At 63.4% G+C, this 20358-nt stretch carries 14 protein-coding genes; 10 read left to right on the forward strand and 4 right to left on the reverse strand.

The features are described 5' to 3' along the window. The 3 genes from HHL25_RS20730 to HHL25_RS20740 form a co-directional block, all read left to right on the forward strand. On the forward strand, positions 1–161 hold a 161-nt coding region (locus HHL25_RS20730; RefSeq protein WP_205927962.1), incomplete at its 5' end, for a fumarylacetoacetate hydrolase family protein. Positions 162–189: 28 nt separating this feature from the next. Then, positions 190–1467, forward strand: coding sequence for an L-fuconate dehydratase (locus HHL25_RS20735; RefSeq protein WP_169595143.1), 1278 nt, complete (start codon positions 190–192; stop codon positions 1465–1467). A gap of 201 nt (positions 1468–1668) precedes the next feature. Then, positions 1669–3858, forward strand: a complete 2190-nt coding sequence (locus HHL25_RS20740) for a methyl-accepting chemotaxis protein (RefSeq protein WP_169595144.1) — start codon at positions 1669–1671, stop codon at positions 3856–3858. Positions 3859–3860: 2 nt separating this feature from the next. Here the strand turns inward: HHL25_RS20740 and HHL25_RS20745 are convergent, their stop codons facing one another. Next, positions 3861–4505: a TetR/AcrR family transcriptional regulator gene (locus HHL25_RS20745; RefSeq protein ID WP_169595145.1), complete on the reverse strand. Its 645-nt coding sequence runs from the start codon at positions 4503–4505 to the stop codon at positions 3861–3863. Between the two features lie 445 nt (positions 4506–4950). Between HHL25_RS20745 and HHL25_RS20750 the strand changes: the two genes are divergently transcribed. The 6 genes from HHL25_RS20750 to HHL25_RS20775 all read left to right on the forward strand — a co-directional run bounded on the left by HHL25_RS20750 (position 4951) and on the right by HHL25_RS20775 (position 15204). Then, complete coding sequence (locus tag HHL25_RS20750; protein WP_169595146.1) at positions 4951–6072, forward strand: thiolase family protein; 1122 nt, start codon at positions 4951–4953, stop codon at positions 6070–6072. A gap of 2 nt (positions 6073–6074) precedes the next feature. Continuing rightward, positions 6075–8372, forward strand: coding sequence for a 3-hydroxyacyl-CoA dehydrogenase/enoyl-CoA hydratase family protein (locus HHL25_RS20755; RefSeq protein WP_169595147.1), 2298 nt, complete (start codon positions 6075–6077; stop codon positions 8370–8372). A 24-nt stretch (positions 8373–8396) separates the two neighbouring features. Further along, positions 8397–10160 (forward strand): acyl-CoA dehydrogenase C-terminal domain-containing protein, encoded by a 1764-nt coding sequence (locus tag HHL25_RS20760; RefSeq protein ID WP_169595148.1) that lies wholly within the window; start codon positions 8397–8399, stop codon positions 10158–10160. 130 nt (positions 10161–10290) lie between these two features. Then, on the forward strand, positions 10291–11940 hold the full coding sequence (locus HHL25_RS20765) for a long-chain-fatty-acid--CoA ligase (RefSeq protein WP_169595149.1): 1650 nt from the start codon (positions 10291–10293) through the stop codon (positions 11938–11940). A 17-nt stretch (positions 11941–11957) separates the two neighbouring features. After that, complete coding sequence (locus HHL25_RS20770) at positions 11958–12455, forward strand: MaoC family dehydratase (RefSeq protein WP_169595150.1); 498 nt, start codon at positions 11958–11960, stop codon at positions 12453–12455. A gap of 187 nt (positions 12456–12642) precedes the next feature. Next, complete coding sequence (locus HHL25_RS20775; protein WP_169595151.1) at positions 12643–15204, forward strand: GcvT family protein; 2562 nt, start codon at positions 12643–12645, stop codon at positions 15202–15204. Positions 15205–15294: 90 nt separating this feature from the next. On the opposite strand, the gene HHL25_RS20780 is transcribed toward HHL25_RS20775, so the two are convergent. Genes HHL25_RS20780 through HHL25_RS20790 form a run of 3 tightly spaced genes read right to left on the reverse strand, consistent with a single transcriptional unit; the run spans position 15295 to position 19046 of the window. After that, complete coding sequence (locus HHL25_RS20780; RefSeq protein ID WP_169595152.1) at positions 15295–16770, reverse strand: aldehyde dehydrogenase family protein; 1476 nt, start codon at positions 16768–16770, stop codon at positions 15295–15297. A 55-nt stretch (positions 16771–16825) separates the two neighbouring features. Continuing rightward, a complete protein-coding gene (locus HHL25_RS20785; protein WP_169595153.1) occupies positions 16826–18094 on the reverse strand; it encodes a glycosyltransferase in 1269 nt (422 codons plus the stop codon). 19 nt (positions 18095–18113) lie between these two features. Continuing rightward, positions 18114–19046 (reverse strand): GntR family transcriptional regulator, encoded by a 933-nt coding sequence (locus HHL25_RS20790; RefSeq protein ID WP_169595154.1) that lies wholly within the window; start codon positions 19044–19046, stop codon positions 18114–18116. A gap of 215 nt (positions 19047–19261) precedes the next feature. Here HHL25_RS20790 and HHL25_RS20795 point away from each other — a divergent pair, with 215 nt between their 5' ends. Further along, entirely contained in the window at positions 19262–20332 is a 1071-nt protein-coding gene (locus HHL25_RS20795; protein WP_315853105.1) for a polyamine ABC transporter substrate-binding protein, read from the forward strand. Positions 20333–20358: the final 26 nt, after the last annotated feature.

Genomic DNA, 20358 nt, shown 5'->3' on the forward strand with positions numbered 1-20358 from the left:
AGTTCATGAGCCTGCATCCCGGCGACGTCATCTCCACCGGCACACCCCCCGGCGTCGGCATGGGCATGAAGCCGCCCCGTTACCTGAAAGCCGGCGACACCGTCGAACTCGGAATCCATGGCCTCGGAACGCAGAAGCAGACGTTCAGGGCCGACGCGTAATACAATCGCAGAACCAAGGCATAGACCCATGACCAAAATCACCAGCCTGCGCTCGATCGACTTGCGCTTCCCCACCTCGCAGAGCCTCGATGGCTCGGACGCGATGAACCCGGACCCGGATTATTCGGCGGCCTATGTCGTTCTCGGCACGGACGCGCCAGGGCTGGAAGGCCACGGGCTTACCTTCACCATCGGCCGCGGCAACGAAATCTGCTGCGCGGCGATCGATGCACTGGAGCATCTCGTCGTCGGTCTCGATCTCGACTGGATCAAGGCCAATCCGGGCCGCTTCTGGCGTTTCATCACCGGCGACAGCCAGCTGCGCTGGATCGGCCCGGACAAGGGCGCAATGCATCTCGCGACCGGCGCCGTTGTCAACGCCGTATGGGATCTCCTTGCCAAGCAGGCCGGCAAGCCGGTCTGGCGCCTCGTCGCCGAGATGAGCCCGGAAGAGATCGTCTCGATCGTCGATTTCCGCTACCTCACCGATGCGCTGACGCCGGACGAAGCGCTGGCGATCCTGAAAAAGGCCGAAGCCGGCAAGGCCGCGCGCATCGCCACGCTCGAAAACGAGGGCTATGCCTGCTACACCACGTCCGCGGGCTGGCTCGGCTATGACGACGACAAGCTGCGGCGCCTCTGCCAGGAGGCGGTCGACCAGGGCTTTACCCATATCAAGATGAAGGTCGGCCGTGACCTCGAGGACGACAAGCGCCGTCTCCGGATCGCGCGCGAGGTGATCGGCGACGACCGCTACATGATGATCGACGCCAACCAGGTCTGGGAAGTCGGAGAGGCGATCGACTGGGTGAAGGAACTTTCGGTCTACAAACCGTTCTTCATCGAGGAACCGACGAGCCCCGACGATATCGCCGGTCACAAGGCGATCCGCGAGGCGGTCGCCCCGGTCAAGGTCGCGACCGGCGAGATGTGCCAGAACCGCATCGTCTTCAAGCAGATGATCGCCGGCGGCGCGATCGATATCGTGCAGATCGATTCCTGCCGCATGGGTGGCTTGAACGAAGTGCTGGCGGTGCTGCTGATGGCGGCGAAGTACAACCTTCCGGTCTGGCCGCATGCCGGCGGCGTTGGCCTTTGCGAATATGTCCAGCATCTGTCGATGATCGACTATGTGGCCGTGTCCGGCACGAAGGAAGGCCGCGTGATCGAGTTCGTCGATCACCTGCATGAGCATTTCATCGATCCCTGCCGGATCGAGAACGCCGCCTACATGCCGCCGTCCCTGCCAGGCTTCTCGATCGAGATGAAGCCGGAATCGATCGAGCGCTATCGCTTCGAAGGCTAATTGCCGAATTTCGGGCGGCCCTGCGGAGCCGCCCGAAATTCGCTGGCATCTGCCAGCCAACCCTTGCGCGCTTCGGTTGAGTTCTTTGCGACACAACAAAGACGCCAGGCGCTATACCGTCTACCGACAAGCTCGAACTTCCTTGCCACGGATGAACCGTGGCCGCTCGGCATGACGCCGGTATCTTCGGAGCTGTCGTCCATGCGTTTGTCCAATGTCTCGATCACCAAGCGGATTCTGCTTGCGGTCGCCCTTCCCCTGTTTCTCGTCGCCGGGCTCGCCTATGATCGCATCGGCAGAAACCTGGAATCCTATCGCCAGGCCACATTACTGGTGACCGTCAGCGACTACATCGTGGCCGTCGGCGAAACGGTCCATCAATTGCAGACCGAACGCGGAGAAAGCGCGGGATATCTCGGCAGCAAGCGTACGGAGGCCCGCGAGCGGCTCGCAAAAGCCCGCGCCCGATTCGACGAACTTGCCGTCGCGCTGCAGTCAGCAGACACCGCTTACCTCGGCGACGCCGCCAGAAACATCGGACGGCTCCTGCACGAAGACGTTCTGAAGATCCGCGGAGAGATAGACGGGACCGCCGTCACGGTCGCCCAGAGCAATGCGGCCTATGTCGAACTGGTCGGCAGGCTCCTGGCCATCCCGCAATCACTGGCCGACAGCGGCATGGCGGGACAACTCGGCAACGAGATCAATGCCTACAATCAGCTGTCGCTCGCCAAGGAGTATGCCGGACAGGAACGCGCACTCGGGAACGGCGTTCTCTCGTCGGGTCAAATCGACGGTACAACGATCCTGCGGCTCTCCGCTCTTTACGGTGCACAATCCACCCTGCTGGACGGTTTGAGCACAGTCAATCTCACGGCCGAAGCGACCCTTGAAGCCATCCGCCCCGACGCCCAGAGGGAGCTCGCCGCGATCCGTTCACGGTTGCTGGCAGCCGGGGAGCATGCCGACCTTTCAGGCTGGGACGCCGGCAAGTGGTATGCCGCCGCGACAGACCGCATCAACATCATGCGGCAGGTCGAGAAGGAAATCATGTCCAGGATCCGCGAGGATGCCGTCAATCTGGCGCGTCGCGAGACCACGGCGCTCGTGCTCATCGGCTCCATATTGGCAATTGCCGGCTCGTCGGCGCTCATCTTGTCGATCTGGATCGGGCTCGGCGTCGTGCGTCCGATGCGGAGACTGACGTCTGCGGTGGAAGACCTGGCAAGCGGCAAGGCCGACGTCACGATCGACGCGATGGACTCGAAGGATGAGACCGGGGCGATGGCACGCGCGGTCGGTCATGCCATCGCGGCCGCGAAGCATAAGGTCGAGCTAGAGCGCATAGAGGATCTGCAACGCGCCGCAGAGCGGCAGGCGGAGGCAGAAAGCGTCGAACGGGAGCGCGCACGACGGGCTGAAGAACTGGAACTGGCGCTCGCCGAACTCGGCCAGGGGCTTGGGGCGCTCGCCGACGGCAATCTCCAACATCGCATCGAGCAGCCGCTGTCCTCAAGCCTCGAACCGCTGCGGATCGCTTTCAACGCTTCAATGAACACTCTCGAGAGGCTCGTGTCCGTGGCCAGTTCGAATGCCACGTCAATCAACGACGGCTGCAAAGACCTTCAGGGCGCCGCCGACGATCTGGCCCGTCGCACGGCCGGCCAGGCAGCGGCTCTCGAGGAGGCGGCTGCCGCGCTGGAAGAAGTCGCAACCGCCGTGAAGATGTCGGCAAGCGGTGCCGAGGAGGCACGATCTGCTGTTGGTACCGCCACCAACGATGCGGCGGAGGCAACGCAAATCGTCGCCAACACGGTTTCGGCCATGCGGGAGATCGCACGATCGTCGGACCAGATCGGACAAATCATCGGTGTTATCGACGAGATCGCCTTCCAGACAAATCTCCTGGCGCTCAATGCCGGCGTCGAGGCGGCCCGCGCCGGTGAGGCCGGCAAGGGCTTTGCCGTGGTTGCCCAGGAGGTCCGCGAACTTGCCCAGCGCTCAGCGGTAGCGGCACGGGAAATCAAGGGACTTGTCGAGCGCTCGTCTCGCGACGTGGCCAGCGGCGTGGCGTTGGTCGGGCACACGGGTGAGGCGCTTGCCGGCATCGAAACGCATGTGCAGCAGATCAACCAGCAGGTCGAGACCATCGTGCAATCGTCCAGGGAACAGTCCGTTGCGCTCGCGGAAATCAGCGCGACGATCGGTCAGCTCGACCAGATCACGCAGCAAAATGCGGCCATGGTTGAGGAGACCAATGCGGCCACCCAATCCCTCGCCAGGGAAACGGGCAAGCTGCGCGGCCAGCTCGGGGCCTTCCGAACCGACGAGGGGCAGCGCATCGCGAGCCCAGCCAAATCGGCAAACGGGGTCTTTGCGCGCTCAGCATAATATCATCGCTTGGCCGTCACCTCGTCGGCCTCATGCCGGAAGATGCGGACGATCTGGCGGCCGATTTCTTCCGGCGTCATGCGGCCGGGCCGATACCAGCCACTGATGTTGTTGAGCAAGGTGAGCAGCAGCAGGCGATAGACGCCACGGTCAAGCGCCGGATCGAGCGGCAGATCGGCAATCAGCTCGCGGAAGATATGTTCGAAGGCGTCGCGCTTCTCCACGAGCCGACTGCGGATCTCTGCCGGTGCCGAGGCGAAATCGTTCATCAGCGGCATGGTCAAGGAGTCGGGGTCGAGCTGGATTTCCATCATGGTGACACAGGCCGCCTCGAGCCTTGCCCAGGGATCCTCGATGCTGGCCATGGCTGCACGGATCCGGTCCTCGGCAACCTGCAAGGCGAGATCGTGGATGCGGACGAACAGTGCTTCCTTCGACTTGATGTAGTGATAGAGCGAGCCGCCGAGCAGGCCGACACGCTCGCCGATGTCGCGCACCGAGGTCGCAGCATAGCCGCGCTCGGCAAAGAGAAGGGCCGCGGCCTCCAGGATATCCCGGTGGCGCTCGCTGAGATCGCTTTGCGCCAACGCTCCGCCGAGCCTGCTCTGCAGCGGGCGCGTCTTGTCCTGGCCGTCCCCTTCAGTCATTGGCTCTCCCGGCATTTCTTGTTGTGCACGATCCCATCTCGTCAACGCTATTAGCGCAGACCGGCGTTTTTCCCAAACGGCGAATTCTGGCCGGATCGAGGCATCCGAAATTTCGCACTTGCGAACTGTAACAATCGTTTGATACATGTTGTTTCCTGTTGGAGGACGGACGATTGATCGGATTGTCTCAGGCAATTGCACAAAGCGGCGAAACGGCGAGCCGTTTCGGTTTGAAGTCACCGGTCCTAGGCACCCGGCAAAAAGTGCGGTCCGCCGCGCGGCATGAAGAACCCCTTCATCCCACCTGAAGACCCACCCACCACGTGAAAGAAGCAGGGCAACCGCTCGAGAACCAACCAGCCACACGGGCAAAGCCGCGCTCCAGCCAGATCGGCGTCAGAGGCGTCGCGTAACCCCGCCAGACGAGAACCTGAAGAAGAAGACCATGAACGCAATCTATATCGTCGACTATCTGCGCAGCCCCTTTGCGCCCGCCTATCGCGGCGCGCTTGCCGGCGTTCGCCCGGATGATCTCGCAGCCGCCGTCATCAAGGCGCTGGTCGGCCGCTCCGGCATCGATCCGGCCGAAATCGAGGACGTGAACCTCGGCTGCGCCTTTGCCGAGGGCGAACAGGGTCTCAACATCGCCCGCTGCGCCGCACTGATCGCCGGACTTCCTCAATCGGTCGGCGGCTCCACGGTCAACCGCTGGTGCGGCTCCTCCATGCAGGCGATCCAGATGGCCGCCGGCGCAATCGCCATGGGCGCGGGTGACGCCTTCGTCGCGGGCGGCGTGGAAAGCATGAGCCGCGTGCCGATGATGGGCTTCAACCCGATGCCGAACCCGGCCTGGAGCGACGCCCAGCGCATGGCCTTCCTCAACATGGGACTGACCGCCGAAAACCTCGCCGACCGCTACGGTATCTCACGCGAAGAACAGGACGCCTATTCGCTGGAGAGCCAGAAAAAGGCGCTCGCCGCCCGCGCCGATGGAAGGCTCGCCGCCGAGATCGCCCCTATCGGCGATGTCACCGCCGATGGCTGTCCGCGCGAGACGGACACGCAAAAGCTCGCGGGCCTCAAGACCGCCTTCAAGGCCGGTGGTTCGGTCACGGCCGGCAACTCCTCGCCGCTCACCGACGGCGCATCCGCGACGCTGGTCTGTTCGGAAGACTTCGTGAAGCGCCATAACCTGACACCGCTCGCGCGCATCTCAGGATATGCCATTTCCGGCTGCGCGCCCGAGATCATGGGCATCGGCCCGGTCGAGGCCAGCCGCAAGGCGCTGAAGCGCGCCGGCATTTCCGCAGGTAAACTCGACGTGATCGAAATGAACGAAGCCTTCGCCGTGCAGGTTCTCTCCTGCTGCCGTGACCTCGACATCGATCCCACCCGCCTCAACCGCGACGGCGGCGCAATCGCGCTCGGCCACCCGCTGGGCGCGACCGGTGCCCGCCTCGTCGGCAAGGCGTCGCTGCTCCTGAAGCGCGACGGCGGACGCCATGCGCTCGCCACCCAGTGCATCGGCGGCGGTCAGGGCATCGCCATGGTTCTGGAGGCCGCTTGATCATGGCTGAGATCAAAAAAGCCGCCGTCATCGGCGCGGGCGTCATGGGTTCGGGCATCGCCGCCCATCTCGCCAATGCAGGGCTCGACGTGGTGCTGCTCGACATGGAGAAGAAGTTCGCCGACGGCGGCGTCGCCCGCCAGCTCAAGGCCAATGGCTTCATGGACCCGGCCTTCGCGGCGCGCATCACCACCGGCTCGACGAAGGACGACCTCGCGCTGATCGCCGACGCCGACTGGATCGTCGAGGCTGTCGCGGAAAAGCTGGAAATCAAGCAGACGCTCTACCGCGCCATCGACGGCATCAGGAAGAAGGGCTCCATCGTCTCTTCCAACACCTCGACCATTCCGCTGCATTCGCTGGTCGATGGGCTGCCGGAAGGTTTCGCCGCAGACTTCCTCATCACCCATTTCTTCAATCCGCCGCGCATCATGCGGCTGCTGGAACTCGTCTCGGGCAAGGCGACCAAGCCTGAAGTGACCGCGACGATCCGTGACTTCGCGGATCGCGACCTCGGCAAGAGCGTTGTCGTCTGCAAGGATACGCCCGGCTTCATCGGCAACCGCATCGGCAATTACTGGATGGTGGTGGCGCAAAACGAGGCCATCGAACTCGGCCTCGATCTCGAGGAAGCCGACGCCATCATCGGCAAGCCCTTCGGCATTCCCTCCACCGGCATCTTCGGCCTGCTGGATCTCGTCGGCATCGACCTGATGCCGACCATCCTGCGCAGCCTGCAGAACGCGACGCCGGAAGGCGATGCGGTGAAGGACTACGACGCCGAACCGGCGCTGATCGCGCGCATGATCGCGGAAAACCGTCTCGGCCGCAAAAGCGGCGCCGGCTTCGTGCGGCTTTCGCCCGACCGCAAGTCGCGCGACGTGACCGATCTGAAAACCGGCGACTACCGGCCGCAGAAGGCGGTTTCCTCCGAGAGCCTCGATGCCTCGGGCGGCGATCCGCGTGCGCTGATGGAACATCCCGGCCTCGGCGGCCGCTATGCTGCGATCGTCATGGAAAAGGCGCTCGCCTATGCCGCGTCGCTGGTGCCGGATATCGCCGACACGCCGGATGCCGTGGATGAGGCCATGCGCACCGGCTACGGCTGGAAGCAGGGTCCGTTCGAACTGATCGACCGGCTCGGCGCCGGCTGGCTGAAGGCGCGGCTCGAAACGCGCGGCGTTACTGTCCCCGCCTACCTGTCGCTCGCAACCGAAAAGGGCGGCTTCTATTCGGTCGTCGACGGCAAGCGCGCCAACCTCCTGCCTGACGGCACGGTCGAACCGATTGCCAAGGGCGACGGCGTGCAGCTCCTTTCCGACCTCAAGCTCGCCGGCAATCCGGTCGAGGACTGGGGTGCGGCGAGCCTCTGGGATCTCGGCGACGGCGTTGCCTGCCTCGAGTTCCGTACCAAGATGAACACCTACAATCCCGCCCTTCTCGACGCCATCAACACGGCCGTCGAACGAACGGCAAAGGACTTCAAGGCGCTGGTGATCGGCAGCGACGCTGCCGTGTTCAGCGCCGGCGCCGACCTGCGCGTCTTCCTCGACACGGTGGAAGAGGGTGGACGCGAGGCTCTGGGCGCCTTTATCGACCATGGCCACCGCACCTTCAAGGCGGTGAAATACGCCCCCTTCCCGGTGGTCGGTGCGGCAGCCGGGCTGGCGCTCGGCGGCGGCTGCGAGATCCTGCTCCACTGCGACGCCATCCAGGCCCATGCGGAACTTTCCATCGGCCTCGTCGAAACCCGCATCGGCGTCGTTCCAGGCTGGGGCGGCTGCAAGGAAATGATGCTGCGCTTCTCGGCATCGACCGCCTTGCTGCGCGGGCCGGTCGCGCCTGCGATTGCGGCCTTCAACCTGATCGCGCCGGCCAGGGTTTCGGCCAGCGCTTTCGATGCCCGCAACCTCGGCTATCTCAAGGCCACCGACGGCATCACCATGAACCGCAGCCGGCTGATTGCCGACGCCAAGGCAAAGGCGCTGTCGCTCGCCGAAGGCTATGTCGCGCCGGAACCGCCGGTGATCGCCATGGCCGGCCCGTCGGGAGCTTCCGCGATCCACAACATCATCGAGAGCGAAGCGCTCGCCGGTCGGGCCACCGCGCATGACGGGGTAGTCGGGCGGGCGCTTGCCAATGTTCTGACCGGCGGCCCTTCCGCCGATCCGCTGAAACCGCTCACGGAAGACGATGTGATCGCGCTGGAGCGCGAGGCATTCGTCGACCTGCTCGCAACACCCGCAACCGTGGACCGCGTCAAGCACATGCTTTCGACCGGCAAACCGCTGCGCAACTGAACAAGAAGAGGCAAGGAAACTCCCATGGCTGGTTATATCCCTCCCGTCGACGACATCTCCTTCCTGCTCGGCGAGGTCTTCGACTTCGACGCGCAGATGGCCGCCCTTCCCGGCTTTGAAGAGGTCAATACGGAACTCGCAACGAGCGTTCTCGAGGAGGGCGGCAAGTTCTGCGCCGAAATCCTCGAACCGCTCAACCGCCCCGGCGACGAGGAAGGCTGCAAGCTGGAAGACGGGCTGGTGACGACGCCTAGGGGCGTCGCCGACGCCTACAAGGCCTTTGTCGAGGCCGGTTGGGGCGGGCTGTCAGGCGATCCCGAATTCGGCGGACAGGGCCTGCCGCGCGCGTTGCAGATCCTGCTGGACGAGATGCTGTCTTCCGCCAACCTCTCCTTCGGTCTGTTTCCGGGCCTGACGCGCGGCGCGGTTGAGGCGATCGCCCATCATGCGAGCGACGAGCTGAAGCAGACATATCTGCCGAAGATGATCTCCGGCGAATGGACGGGCGCGATGGCGCTCACCGAATCCTCCGCCGGCACCGATCTCGGCCTGCTCACCACCCGCGCCGAACCGGTGGGCGACGGCTCCTACGCCATCAAGGGCACCAAGATCTTCATTTCCTCCGGCGACCAGGATTTCGGCGGCAACATCGTGCATCTGGTGCTGGCACGCCTGCCCGATGCACCGAAGGGCGTGAAGGGCATCAGCCTGTTCCTGTCGCCCAAGTTCCTGGTCAGGCAGGACGGCTCACTCGGTGAGCGCAACCGCATGTCGGTCGGCTCGCTGGAGCACAAGATGGGCATTCACGCCCAGCCGACCTGCGTGATGAATTATGACGGCGCCATCGGCTGGCTGGTCGGAGAGCCCGGCCGCGGCCTCAACGCCATGTTCACGATGATGAATGCCGAACGCCTGTTCGTCGGCATCCAGGGTCTCGGCATCGGCGAGGCCGCCAACCAGAAGGCCGTCGCCTATGCCCGCGAGCGCCTGCAGGGCCGCTCCGCCGACGGTGCGCGCGGCCCCGTACCGATCATCGAGCATGCCGATGTGCGCAAGATGCTGCTGACCGGCCGCTCGCTGACCGAGGCCGGCCGCGCGCTCGCCATCTGGACCGCCTTGCAGATGGACATCGCCGCCCGTCACCCGGATGCGGAAGCCCGCCGCAAGGCCGACGGCCTCGTCGCGCTGCTGACGCCCGTGGTGAAGGCCGCCTTCACCGATTTCGGCTTCGAGATCGCCGTCCAGTCGCAGCAGGTGTTCGGCGGCCACGGCTATATCCGCGAATGGGGCATGGAACAGTATGTGCGCGATGCCCGCATCGCCCAGATCTATGAGGGCACCAACGGCGTGCAGGCCATGGACCTCGTCGGCCGCAAGCTGCCGATGGAAAACGGCGCCGTGGCGCGCGGCTTCTTCGCGCTGGTGCGCGATGACCTTTCGACCACGAAGGGTCCGGCCGAACTGGAAACGGTGAAGGCCTCTGTCATCGAGGCCCTTGCACGGCTCGAAAAACTGACGGAAGACTTGCTGGCCAAGGGTGCCGATCCGGTGGAGGCCGGAGCGAGCGCCACCGACTACCTGCGCTTCTTCGCGCTGGTGAGCTTCGGCTGGCTCTGGGTGCGCATGGCCGAAAAAGCCTCGGCCGACGCAACGACGCCGCTGAAGCAGCGCAAGCTCGCGCTTGCCCGCTTCTTTGCGGCCCGCCTGCTGCCGCAGACCGTGGCGCTCGACGCGGCCATCCGCGCCGGCGCCGCCGACATCATGGCGCTCGACGCCGACCTGTTCTGATCGAGACCCAGAGCATTTCCGGCGAAAACGAAGTCGCCTTCAATGCTCTATCTCTTTGTTTCCACGTAATTTCTGACGAAAACCGCCTCACACTTTTGCTGGAACTACTCTATCTCGGGAGGAGAAGACCATGCTTGGCATGATGATGAATACACCGCTGCTCGTGTCGTCGATCCTGCGTCACGCAGCGACCTATCACGGCGGCACGGAAGTTGTCTCGAAGACCGTAGAAGGTCCCATCCATCGCTACACCTATGCGGATCTTTCAAAGCGCAGCCAGAAGCTCGCCAACGCGCTCAAGAAGCTCGGCCTTGAGCATGGCGACCGGGTGGGCACGCTTGCCTGGAACGGCTATCGCCACATGGAGCTCTATTACGGTGTTTCCGGCTCGGGCTTCGTGTGCCACACGATCAACCCGCGGCTCTTCCGCGAGCAGATCGGCTACATCATCGAGCATGCCGGCGACAGCGTGCTCTTTTCCGACCTCACCTTCCTGCCGATCCTAGAGGCGCTGGCCGACCGGCTGGCACCGCTGAAGGCCGTCGTCATCATGACCGACGAGGCGCATATGCCGAAGTCGGAGGTGCTGCCGAACCTCGTCTGCTACGAGACGCTGATTGCCAAAGAGCCCGACGAGTTCGAATGGCCGGTGTTCGACGAGAACACCGCATCCGGCCTGTGCTATACCTCGGGCACCACCGGCGATCCGAAGGGCGTGCTCTACAGCCACCGCTCCAGCGTGCTGCATGCCATGGCGATCAGCTTCATGGACGTGCTCAGCCTTTCGGCCAATGACGCGGTCGTGCCGGTCGTGCCGATGTTCCACGTCAATGCCTGGGGCCTGCCGTTCGCGGCCCCGATGGTCGGGGCGAAGCTCGTGATGCCCGGCCCGAACCTCGATGGCGCCAGCCTGCATTCGCTGTTCGAAAGCGAAGGCGTGACGGCGACCGCCGGCGTGCCGACGGTCTGGCTCGGCCTGCTCGACTGGATGGATGCCCATGGCCAGAAGTTCACGAGCCTGAAGCGCGTCGCCATCGGCGGCTCCGCCACGCCGCCGATCATGATCAGCCGCTTCCACAACATGGGCGTCACGGTTCGCCATGCCTGGGGCATGACGGAAACGAGCCCGATCGGGCTTGCGGCGACGCTCCTCCCCAAGCACGAAAAGCTCTCGGCGGAGCAGCGGCTCATGCTCGAATCCAAGCAGGGACGCCCGCTGTTCGGCATGGAATTCCGCATCGACGGCAGCGACGGAAAACAAGTGGCGCGCGACAGCAAGGCCTTCGGCGCCATGCTGGTGCGTGGCCCCTGGGTGGCGTCCGGCTACTACAACACGGACAAGAGCCCGGCGCATGCCGTCGAAGGCTGGTTTGACACGGGCGACGTCGTCACCATGGACGAGGACGGCTTCGTGCAGATCGTCGACCGCACCAAGGACGTGGTGAAATCCGGCGGCGAGTGGATCAGCTCGATCGAGCTGGAAAACATTGCGCAGGCTCACCCGGCGATCAAGGAAGCGGCCGTGGTCGCCGCTCCCGACGCCCGTTGGGGCGAACGTCCCGTTCTCGTCGTAGTGGTCAAGCCCGGCCAGACGTTCACCCGCCACGACATGCTCGACGTCTATACCGGCAAGATTTCCAAGTGGAGCATTCCCGACGACGTCATCATCGTCGAGGAACTGCCGCACACGGCGACCGGTAAGCTGCTCAAGACGGCGATCCGCCAGATCGTTCTCGACGAGTATGCCAAGCGATCGCCGGACGCGACGCTGATCGGCTGAAGCGGGGATCAAGAGACATGAGCGCCATCCTGCAGGGCAAAAGGCTCTATCTCGAAGATCTTGAGATCGGGCAGCGCTTCACGAGCGCTGCCCACATTCTCGAACTCGACGAGATCCTGGACTTTGCGGGTCGCTATGACCCGCAGTTCTTCCATCTCGACGAGGAACTGGCCGAGCAGAGCCTGTTCGGTGGCCTTGCGGCGAGCGGGTGGCACACCGCGGCGACGACGATGCGATTGCTGGTGGGAAGCCTTCCCCTCGCAGGTGGCCTGATCGGGGCGGGCGGCGAGATCGCCTGGCCGAAGGCGACACGGCCCGGCGATCGCATTCATGTCGAAAGCGAGGTGGTGACCATCGCGCCGTCACGCTCCCGGCCCGAGCGGGGTCTCGTCACTTTTCGCAGTGAGACGATCAATCAGGACGGAGAAACCGTTCAGGTCTTCACGCCGAAGATTATCGTATGGCGCCGGGATGCAGCAACGTCGGACGTGGCAATCCCCGCCTCGGAACGGTGACTGTCGCAACGTGGCCATCAATGCCTTGACGAAGGCCAGTTTGGCCTTCGTCCCGCTCCCTCGCCGGTCATGTTTCCGACGTTCGCGGATTCTGGTCGTGCTGCATTCCTAGAATGTCGCAAAAAGGCTTCTGTTCCGCGATTGCAGGCCCTAGAGTCCGGCCCGGTTCCAAATCGAGGGTGCAGTTATGGCAGAATTTCCGAACAAGGCGAAGGTGGTCATCATCGGGCTGGGTGGCATCGTCGGTGCCTCCATCGCCCACCATCTGATCGAACGCGGCTGGGACGACATTGTCGGTATCGACAAGTCCGGCATCCCGACCGACATCGGCTCCACGGCCCATGCGTCCGACTTCTGCTACACGACCAGCCACGATTACCTGTCGGTCTGGACGACGCAATACTCGATCGATTTCTACGAGAAGATGGGCCACTATGCCCGCATCGGCGGTCTTGAAGTCGCACGCACCGGCGACGACGCCTGGATGGAAGAAATCAAGCGCAAGGCGACCTCTGCCAAGGCCTTCGGCACCCGCGCACGTCTGATCGAGCCGGCCGAGATCAAGGAAAAGTTCCCGCTGATCGAGGAAGACATGGTCCAGGGCGGCCTTTGGGACCCAGATGCCGGCCTCGTCATTCCGCGCAGCCAGACGGTCGCCGGCAAGCTGGTCGACGCCGCCGAAAAGAGCGGCAAGCTGACGATGTTCGGTAACACGCCGGCCCAGTCTCTGATCGTCGAAGGCGGCCGCATCAAGGGCGTCGTCACCCACCGCGGCACGATCATGGCCGACCACGTCATCGTCTGCGCCGGTATCTGGGGCCGCCTGATCGCCGAAATGGTCGGCGAAGACCTGCCGGTCATGCCGGTCGATCACCCGCTCACCTTCTTCGGTCCGTACAACGAGTTCGAAGGCACCGGCAAGGAAATCGGCTTCCCGCTGCTGCGCGACCAGGGCAACTCCGCCTATATGCGCGACACGGGCGACCCGAAGACCACCGAGGGCGGCCAGATCGAATGGGGCTATTACGAAACCGACAATCCACGCCTCTGCCATCCGCGCGACATTCTCGAAAAGAACGAAGCGCGCCTGTCGCCGTCGCAGCGCGACCTGGAAATGGAGCAGATCCTCGAACCGCTTGAGCGCGCGATCGAACTGACGCCGATCCTCGGCGAGCTCGGCTACAACGAGAGCCATTCCTTCAACGGCCTGCTGCAGGTCTCCGCCGCCGGCGGGCCATCCTGCGGCGAAAGCCAGAAGGTGCGCGGCCTGTGGTATTGCGTCGCCATCTGGGTCAAGGACGGCCCCGGCTACGGCAAGCTGATCGCCGACTGGATGACCGACGGCCGCACCGAGATCGACCACAACTCGATCGACTATGCCCGCTTCTACCCGCACCAGTTGACGGAAGACTTCATCCACGGCCGCACTTACGAGGCCGCGCAGAAGATCTACTTCCCGGCAGTGCACACCCGCGAGCCCTATGCGACCGGCCGCAACATCAAGCGTTCTCCGTTCTACGAGCGCGAAGTCGAGCTCGGCGGCTACTTCATGGAACTCGGCGGCTGGGAACGTGCCCATGGCTACAAGGCCAACGAGCATCTCCTGGAGAAGTACGGCGATCGCGTTCCGGTTCGTGAGAACGAGTGGGACAGCCGCCACTTCTGGCGTGTCTCGAATGCCGAGCATCTGGCGATGAGCGAGGATTGCGGCATCGTCAACCTTTCCCACTTCCACATGGTCGATATCGAGGGCCCCGATCACGTCGAGCTGCTCGAATGGCTTTGCGCCGCCAAGATCGGCGGCGACGCGAACATCGGCAAGGGTATCTACACCCACTTCCTCGACGACGAGGGCATGGTGCGCGCCGACTTCACGGTCTTCCGCATGGCCGACCGCTGCCGTCTCGTGAACGGGGCGGACGCCGGCCCGCGCGACTTCCATTACATGAAGCGCGTCGCCGAGGACCGTGGCCTCGACGTCACGATCACCGACGTCTCGGAAAAGTTCATCACCATCGGCATCTGGGGTCCGAACGCCCGCGAGAACCTGAAGAAGGTTGTTGCGGATCCGGCCGGTCTCGACATCGAGAACTTCCCCTTCGCCGCGATCAAGACCATCGAGATCGCCGGCAAGTCGGTCGCTGCCTTCCGCATTTCCTATGTCGGCGAACAAGGCTGGGAACTGCACATGAAATACGAGGACGGTCTCGCCGTCTGGGATGCGCTGCGCTCCACCGGCGTCATGGCCTTCGGCGTGGAAACCTATGCCAATTCCCGCCGCATGGAAAAGAGCCTTCGCCTGCAGAACGGCGACCTGCTGACCCAGTACAACCTGATCGAGGCAGATCTCGCCCGTCCGAAGGTCAAGGATGCCGATTTCCGCGGCAAGGCCAAGCATCTCGAATACAAGGCCCGGGACCATCAGCCGGCCATGCTGTGCACCCTGGTGATGACGGAAAACACGGATGCGAAGGGCGTGAAGCGCTATCCGGTCGGATCACTGCCGGTTCTCGACCCGGAAACCGGCAAGCAGCTCGTCGACTCGCTCGGTCGTCTTTCCTACACGACGTCGATCGCCTACGGCCCGACCATCGGCAAGAACATCGCGCTCGCCTACCTGCCCTGGGAATTCTGCCAGGTCGGTCGCAAGCTGAATGTCGAGTATTTTGCCGAGACCTATCCGGTCGAGGTCGCTGGCGTCGGCTACAAGCCGCTCTACGACCCGGAAAACCTGAAGCCGCGGAGCTGAGACGAGACTTCCGCCTGCAGCCAATCGAAAGGGCGCCCGACCGGCCGGTCGGGCGCCCTTTTCCTTAGGCGCGTTCGTCCAGAGGTGGCGCTATTTGATGTACCAGCCCCACGGTTCCTCGCTGTTGAACGAGGTGATCTGCTTCGTCTCGAGATAGTTCGAAAGCCCCCAGCGGCCGAGTTCGCGGCCGATCCCCGACTGCTTGTAGCCGCCCCAGGGTGCCTCGGTGAACGTCGGCTGCGAGCAGTTGATCCAGACGATCCCGGCACGGAAGGCCCTGGCGACGCGCTCGCAGCGTGCCTTGTCCTTCGACATGACGGCGGCGGCCAGGCCGAACCTGCTGTCATTGGCCATGCGGACAGCATCAGCCTCGTCCATGAAGGTCTTGACGCAGACCACGGGGCCGAAAATCTCTTCACGCCAGACGAAATTGTCTTCGTTCATGTCGGTGAGGATCGTCGGCTCGAGGAAATAACCGGTGTCGAGGCCAGCCGGACGCTTGCCGCCGAAGGCGACCTTGGCACCCTCGGCGCGGCCGCGCTCGATCATGCCAAGAACCTTTTCATACTGGCCTCTCGAGACCAGCGGACCGAGCAGCGTTCCGTCACTCAGACCGTCGCCAATCCTGATCTTTGCGGTCTCGGCGACCAGCCGCTCCATCAGCGCCGGATAGAGGCTCTCCTCGACCAGCACGCGGGAGGTGGCCGAGCAGACCTGCCCCTGGTTCCAGAAAATGCCGAACATGATCCATTCAACGGCCTTTTCGATATCGCTGTCGGCAAAGACGACGAAGGGCGACTTGCCGCCAAGTTCGAGGCTGACATTCTTGATGTCGCGGGCCGCCGCCGCCATGATCCTGGCACCGGTCGGAACCGACCCGGTAAAGGCGAGCTTGTCGACACCCGGATGCTCGGACAGCGGCTGGCCGGCATCGGGGCCAAGGCCGGTCACGACATTGAGGACGCCGGCAGGCAGGCCGACTTCTTCGGCAATGCCGGCAAGTTCCAGCGCCGTCAACGGTGTGAGTTCGGATGGCTTCAGCACCATGGTGCAGCCGGCGGCCAGTGCCGGCGCAACCTTCCACGAGGCCATCAGCAGCGGATAGTTCCACGGAATGATCGCACCGGCGACGCCGATCGGCTCACGCACGACCTTGGACGAGAAACGCGGCTCGGCCAGCGCGATGATCTCCTCCGGGTTGCGGTCCAGTTCCTCCGCGAGATCAGCATAGTAGGAGAAGCAGCCGGCGGTGTCCTCGATGTCCCAGACGGCCTCGGGCAAGGGCTTGCCGTTGTCGATCACTTCGAGGCGCCCAAGCTCATGCTTGCGCTCATTAAGCCTCGCGGCGATCGCGCGCAGATATTTCGCCCGCTCGCTTCCACTCAATCTCGGCCACGGGCCGGTGTCAAAGGCGCGCCGTGCAGCCTTGACTGCCAGGTCGATGTCCTCGGCCGTACCCGCGGGCGCCTGGTGGATAACCTCTTCGGTCGCCGGATTGACGACCGGGAAGGTGCCTCCCCTGACAGGCGATACCCACTCACCATCGATGAAAAGCTTCTGCTTCATGATTTCCCCTTCTTGGCTTTTGTTTTCGGCATCCGCAGCAGGGTCCGGCGCCCGCTCAACCGGTCACCTTCAGGATTGCCTCGGCGGCGCGCGTTGCCCCGGCGAAGGCCTGCATCTTGCGGGCATTTTCCTTGAGACGCGCCTGCATCGCCCGGTCGGACAGCAGGCCGTTAATGACGTCGGAGAGCTCGTCGGGCGCCCAGTCATACCGGTCGAGCCGTTTGCCAACGCCGGTCTCCTCGGCGCGGCGCGCATTGTCGTGGCCGTCCCAGCAATAGGGCAGGACCAGCGACGGAACGCCGTAATACAGCGCCTCGCAGAAACTGTTGTTGCCGCCGTGATGGATGAAGAGGCTCGACTGCTCGACGACCGACGGCTGGGGAAACCAGCTGTCGATGAACACGTTGTCCGGCACCTGGACGTATTCGTCGCGCCAGTGGCCGGCATTGACCAGGAAACGATAGGGAAGGCTGGCGAACACGTCGATCATCCGCCGCAGCATGTCGACATCCATCGCACCGAGCGATCCGAAGCTGGTCAGCACCAGTTCGGCGTCGTTGTGGCTGGCAAAACGCGGCGCCTGATAGGGCGTCTCGTGCCGGACGCAGCCATCGAGGAAGATGAAACGTTCGGGATCGAGTGGCGCGGCGCGGCGGTGACGGATGATCTCGGGGGCGAGCAGAAGATTGAGATCCGGTGAGGCGTCGAGGAAAAGCGGTGCCGGCGGCGGCTTCAATCCGCATTCGGCGAGGAAGGCGGAAAAGCGCTTGTGCGACGCCGCAGTGACCTTTTCGTAGGTTGCCGAGAAGGTCTTCCACTCTGCATCCGGCGTTCCGCCGAGGCCCGACAGGTAGGGCGGAACGAGCGGGTCCGGGATCTCCGTTTCGGCGCAGGACACGACGCGGATCCAAGGGACACCGGCCGTCGCGATCGCCGGAAACATTACCACGTTGTCGAGTACGATCGCATCAGGCTTCAGGCGGGCAAGAAGTTGACGCAACGGTTCCTCGACGCCGATCGCCGTCTCGACGATGGCGTCCCAGGTCGGCCCGACATAGGTGGTCAGCTGTTCGAAGGGCGACTGGCGGAAGGCGTCCTGGTGCCGGCTGATGAAATCGTTCCAGTCCGTCGTCTGGGCCGGGCCGCTCTCACCGAGCTGATACTCGGCAAAGCCGTATTCGGCAAACACGCCGCTGAAACCCGGATGACAGATGAAAACCGGACGCGCGCCGAGCCGGCGAAGCTCCTGCGCAATACCGACGCAGTTGAGTGCGGCGCCGTAGCTGGCTTCTGGGAACAGGGCGATGGTCTTCGGATGGGCCATGGGATTGTATTTGCTGACTTTATCGCGAAACGAGCTTGAAGGCGGGAGGAACGCCGCGGCCGGCGAGACGAGGCCGGAGCGATTGCGAAAGCTGTATATGCACACGCATTAGATCGGCGGCAAGCTCCATCTGGCCGCGCTCGATCTGCTCGAGAATCTGGATATGCTCGAGATTGGACTGCATCAGCCGGTAGGTGTTCACATGACCGGCTGATGCATTGGCGCGGCGCCTGCGATGGTGGTTGGCGAGCGCCTCGGCCATGAAGGGATTGCCGCAGCCGCGTGCAACCAGCATGTGGAAGTCGAAATCCGTCCGCTCGAACAGTTTGCGGTCGAAATCGGCCTCGCTCATGCTCCGGAGGATCAGCATGGATTGGCGAAGAGACGTCAGCGCCGGCAGGTCGCGGCGGAATTCCGGCAAGGTGAGCGCCAGCGGTTCGGTCGCAAGCCGGTATTCGTAGGACTTGGCGACCGCGTCGGCGCCAAGCGCAAACTGCTTGAGCAGCCATTGCTGGCCTGCGCCGCGTTCGGCGAGATTGTCCTCGGAGAGTTTTTGTAGCGCGTTTTGTACCGTCTGGCGCGATACGTCATAACGCCGCTGGAGACCTGCGACCGTCTGGGCTTCGGCGATCCGCCCGGCTGAAAGATCCCGCAAGATCGCACCGTAGATTTCCGTCTCCCCGTCATTCTCTCCGACATCATCGAGCCGCGGCAGGGCGACAGGATCGACCGCGAGCAGAAAACCGCCTTCGGTATCCGCGGTCACCAACTCGCGCTCGGCCAGCACCTGAAGCGCCTTTCGCACCGGCGTTCTGGACACATTGCAGTGCGAAGCAAGCGCCTGCTCGGCGAGCCGCTCGCCCGGCGACATGCCGCGTTCGCTGGCGAAATCCAGTATTCTTTGCGCCAATTCCACATGGCGGTGATGAATGCGTCCCGGCTCTGTCGCCATACTTCACCCGTCCCTCACAAAGGCTGCATGCTGGCCTTTGTGGCGTCGTTTCGCAAGTCTTCCAAGCGCGATTTTGGCACCAGTTCAGAAAATGTAAAATCCCTATTGACGTATTTTTTTTATAAATAATACTGACGACCAACGGCGACACGAGATCGGACCACCGACGCTTCGCCGAATGAGGTTGGAACAATCATCAAAAAGGGGAGAGATCCGTGCGAACCAAGAGCGGATACTTCAAGACCAATGCCTTTGCCGTGAAGCTGCTCGCAGCGACCATGCTTGCCGGCGCCGCCGGTACGGCCAATGCTGCCGATCTCGTCATCTCGAACTGGGATGGCTACATGGCGAAGGATATCGCCGAAACCTTCAAGGCCGCGACCGGCCTGGAGATCGAGGTGGTCAACCACGCCACCAACGAAGAAATCATGGGCAAGCTGATGGCGAGCCAGGGCAAGGGCTATGACGTCGTCTTCGTCTCCTCTCCCTTCGCCGAGATCCTGAACCATCAGGGCCTCGTTGAGCCGCTCGACAGCGCCGCCATTCCGAACCTCGCCAATCTCTATCCCGAAGCGGCGAACCTCGCTTATGACCCGGGCAACACCTATTCCGTGCCCTACACCTGGGGCACGACGGGCCTTTGCTATCGCTCCGACCTGGTGAAGACCACGCCTGACAGCTGGATGAACCTGCTGAAGCCGTCCGACGACATCAAGGGCAAGACCACGATGCTGGCAACCGACCGCTGGCTGATGGCTGCGGGTGAACTGGCAAAGGGCTATTCGGTCAACGAAGCGGATCCGGCCAAGATCTCCGAAGTCAAGGATCTCCTCATCGAAGCGAAGAAGACGCTTCTCGCCTATGACGACACGACCTTCTACTCCAAGCTGGTATCCGGCGAAGCGTCGCTGGTGCATGCCTGGGACGGCTGGTGCAACTACGGCATCACCGAGAACAAGGACATCAAATTCGTCGTGCCGAAGGAAGGCTCGGATCTCTGGGTCGACACCATCGTCGTCATGAAGAATTCGGAGAAGAAGGATGCGGCGATGAAGTTCATCAACTTCATCCTCGATGCTTCCAACCATGCCTGGGCGGCCGAGAACATCCTCTACAAGGTGCCGAACAGGGCCGCCATGGAGAGCCTCGACAAGGCCCTGCTCGAGCAATACCCGAACATGGCGATGACGCCGGCCGAACTGACCAAGTACGAACTGCTGCGCGATCTCGGCGCCGCACAGAAGGACTATTCTCGCGCCGTCAGCGAGATCAAGGCCGCCAACTAAGGCCGCAGTCGAAAAGACCCGCACAC

The organism is Rhizobium terricola (genome assembly GCF_012927355.1).
GTDB lineage: Bacteria > Pseudomonadota > Alphaproteobacteria > Rhizobiales > Rhizobiaceae > Allorhizobium > Allorhizobium terricola.

Bases quoted from the DNA above. Each gene is read 5' to 3' on its own strand.
- HHL25_RS20785 (WP_169595153.1), bottom strand. From the start codon at position 18,094: ATGGCCCATCCGAAGACCATCGCCCTGTTCCCAGAAGCCAGCTACGGC.
- HHL25_RS20745 (WP_169595145.1), bottom strand. From the start codon at position 4,505: ATGACTGAAGGGGACGGCCAGGACAAGACGCGCCCGCTGCAGAGCAGG.
- HHL25_RS20790 (WP_169595154.1), bottom strand. From the start codon at position 19,046: ATGGCGACAGAGCCGGGACGCATTCATCACCGCCATGTGGAATTGGCG.
- HHL25_RS20775 (WP_169595151.1), top strand. From the start codon at position 12,643: ATGGCAGAATTTCCGAACAAGGCGAAGGTGGTCATCATCGGGCTGGGT.
- HHL25_RS20760 (WP_169595148.1), top strand. From the start codon at position 8,397: ATGGCTGGTTATATCCCTCCCGTCGACGACATCTCCTTCCTGCTCGGC.
- HHL25_RS20770 (WP_169595150.1), top strand. From the start codon at position 11,958: ATGAGCGCCATCCTGCAGGGCAAAAGGCTCTATCTCGAAGATCTTGAG.
- HHL25_RS20750 (WP_169595146.1), top strand. From the start codon at position 4,951: ATGAACGCAATCTATATCGTCGACTATCTGCGCAGCCCCTTTGCGCCC.
- HHL25_RS20780 (WP_169595152.1), bottom strand. From the start codon at position 16,770: ATGAAGCAGAAGCTTTTCATCGATGGTGAGTGGGTATCGCCTGTCAGG.
- HHL25_RS20755 (WP_169595147.1), top strand. From the start codon at position 6,075: ATGGCTGAGATCAAAAAAGCCGCCGTCATCGGCGCGGGCGTCATGGGT.
- HHL25_RS20765 (WP_169595149.1), top strand. From the start codon at position 10,291: ATGCTTGGCATGATGATGAATACACCGCTGCTCGTGTCGTCGATCCTG.
- HHL25_RS20735 (WP_169595143.1), top strand. From the start codon at position 190: ATGACCAAAATCACCAGCCTGCGCTCGATCGACTTGCGCTTCCCCACC.
- HHL25_RS20740 (WP_169595144.1), top strand. From the start codon at position 1,669: ATGCGTTTGTCCAATGTCTCGATCACCAAGCGGATTCTGCTTGCGGTC.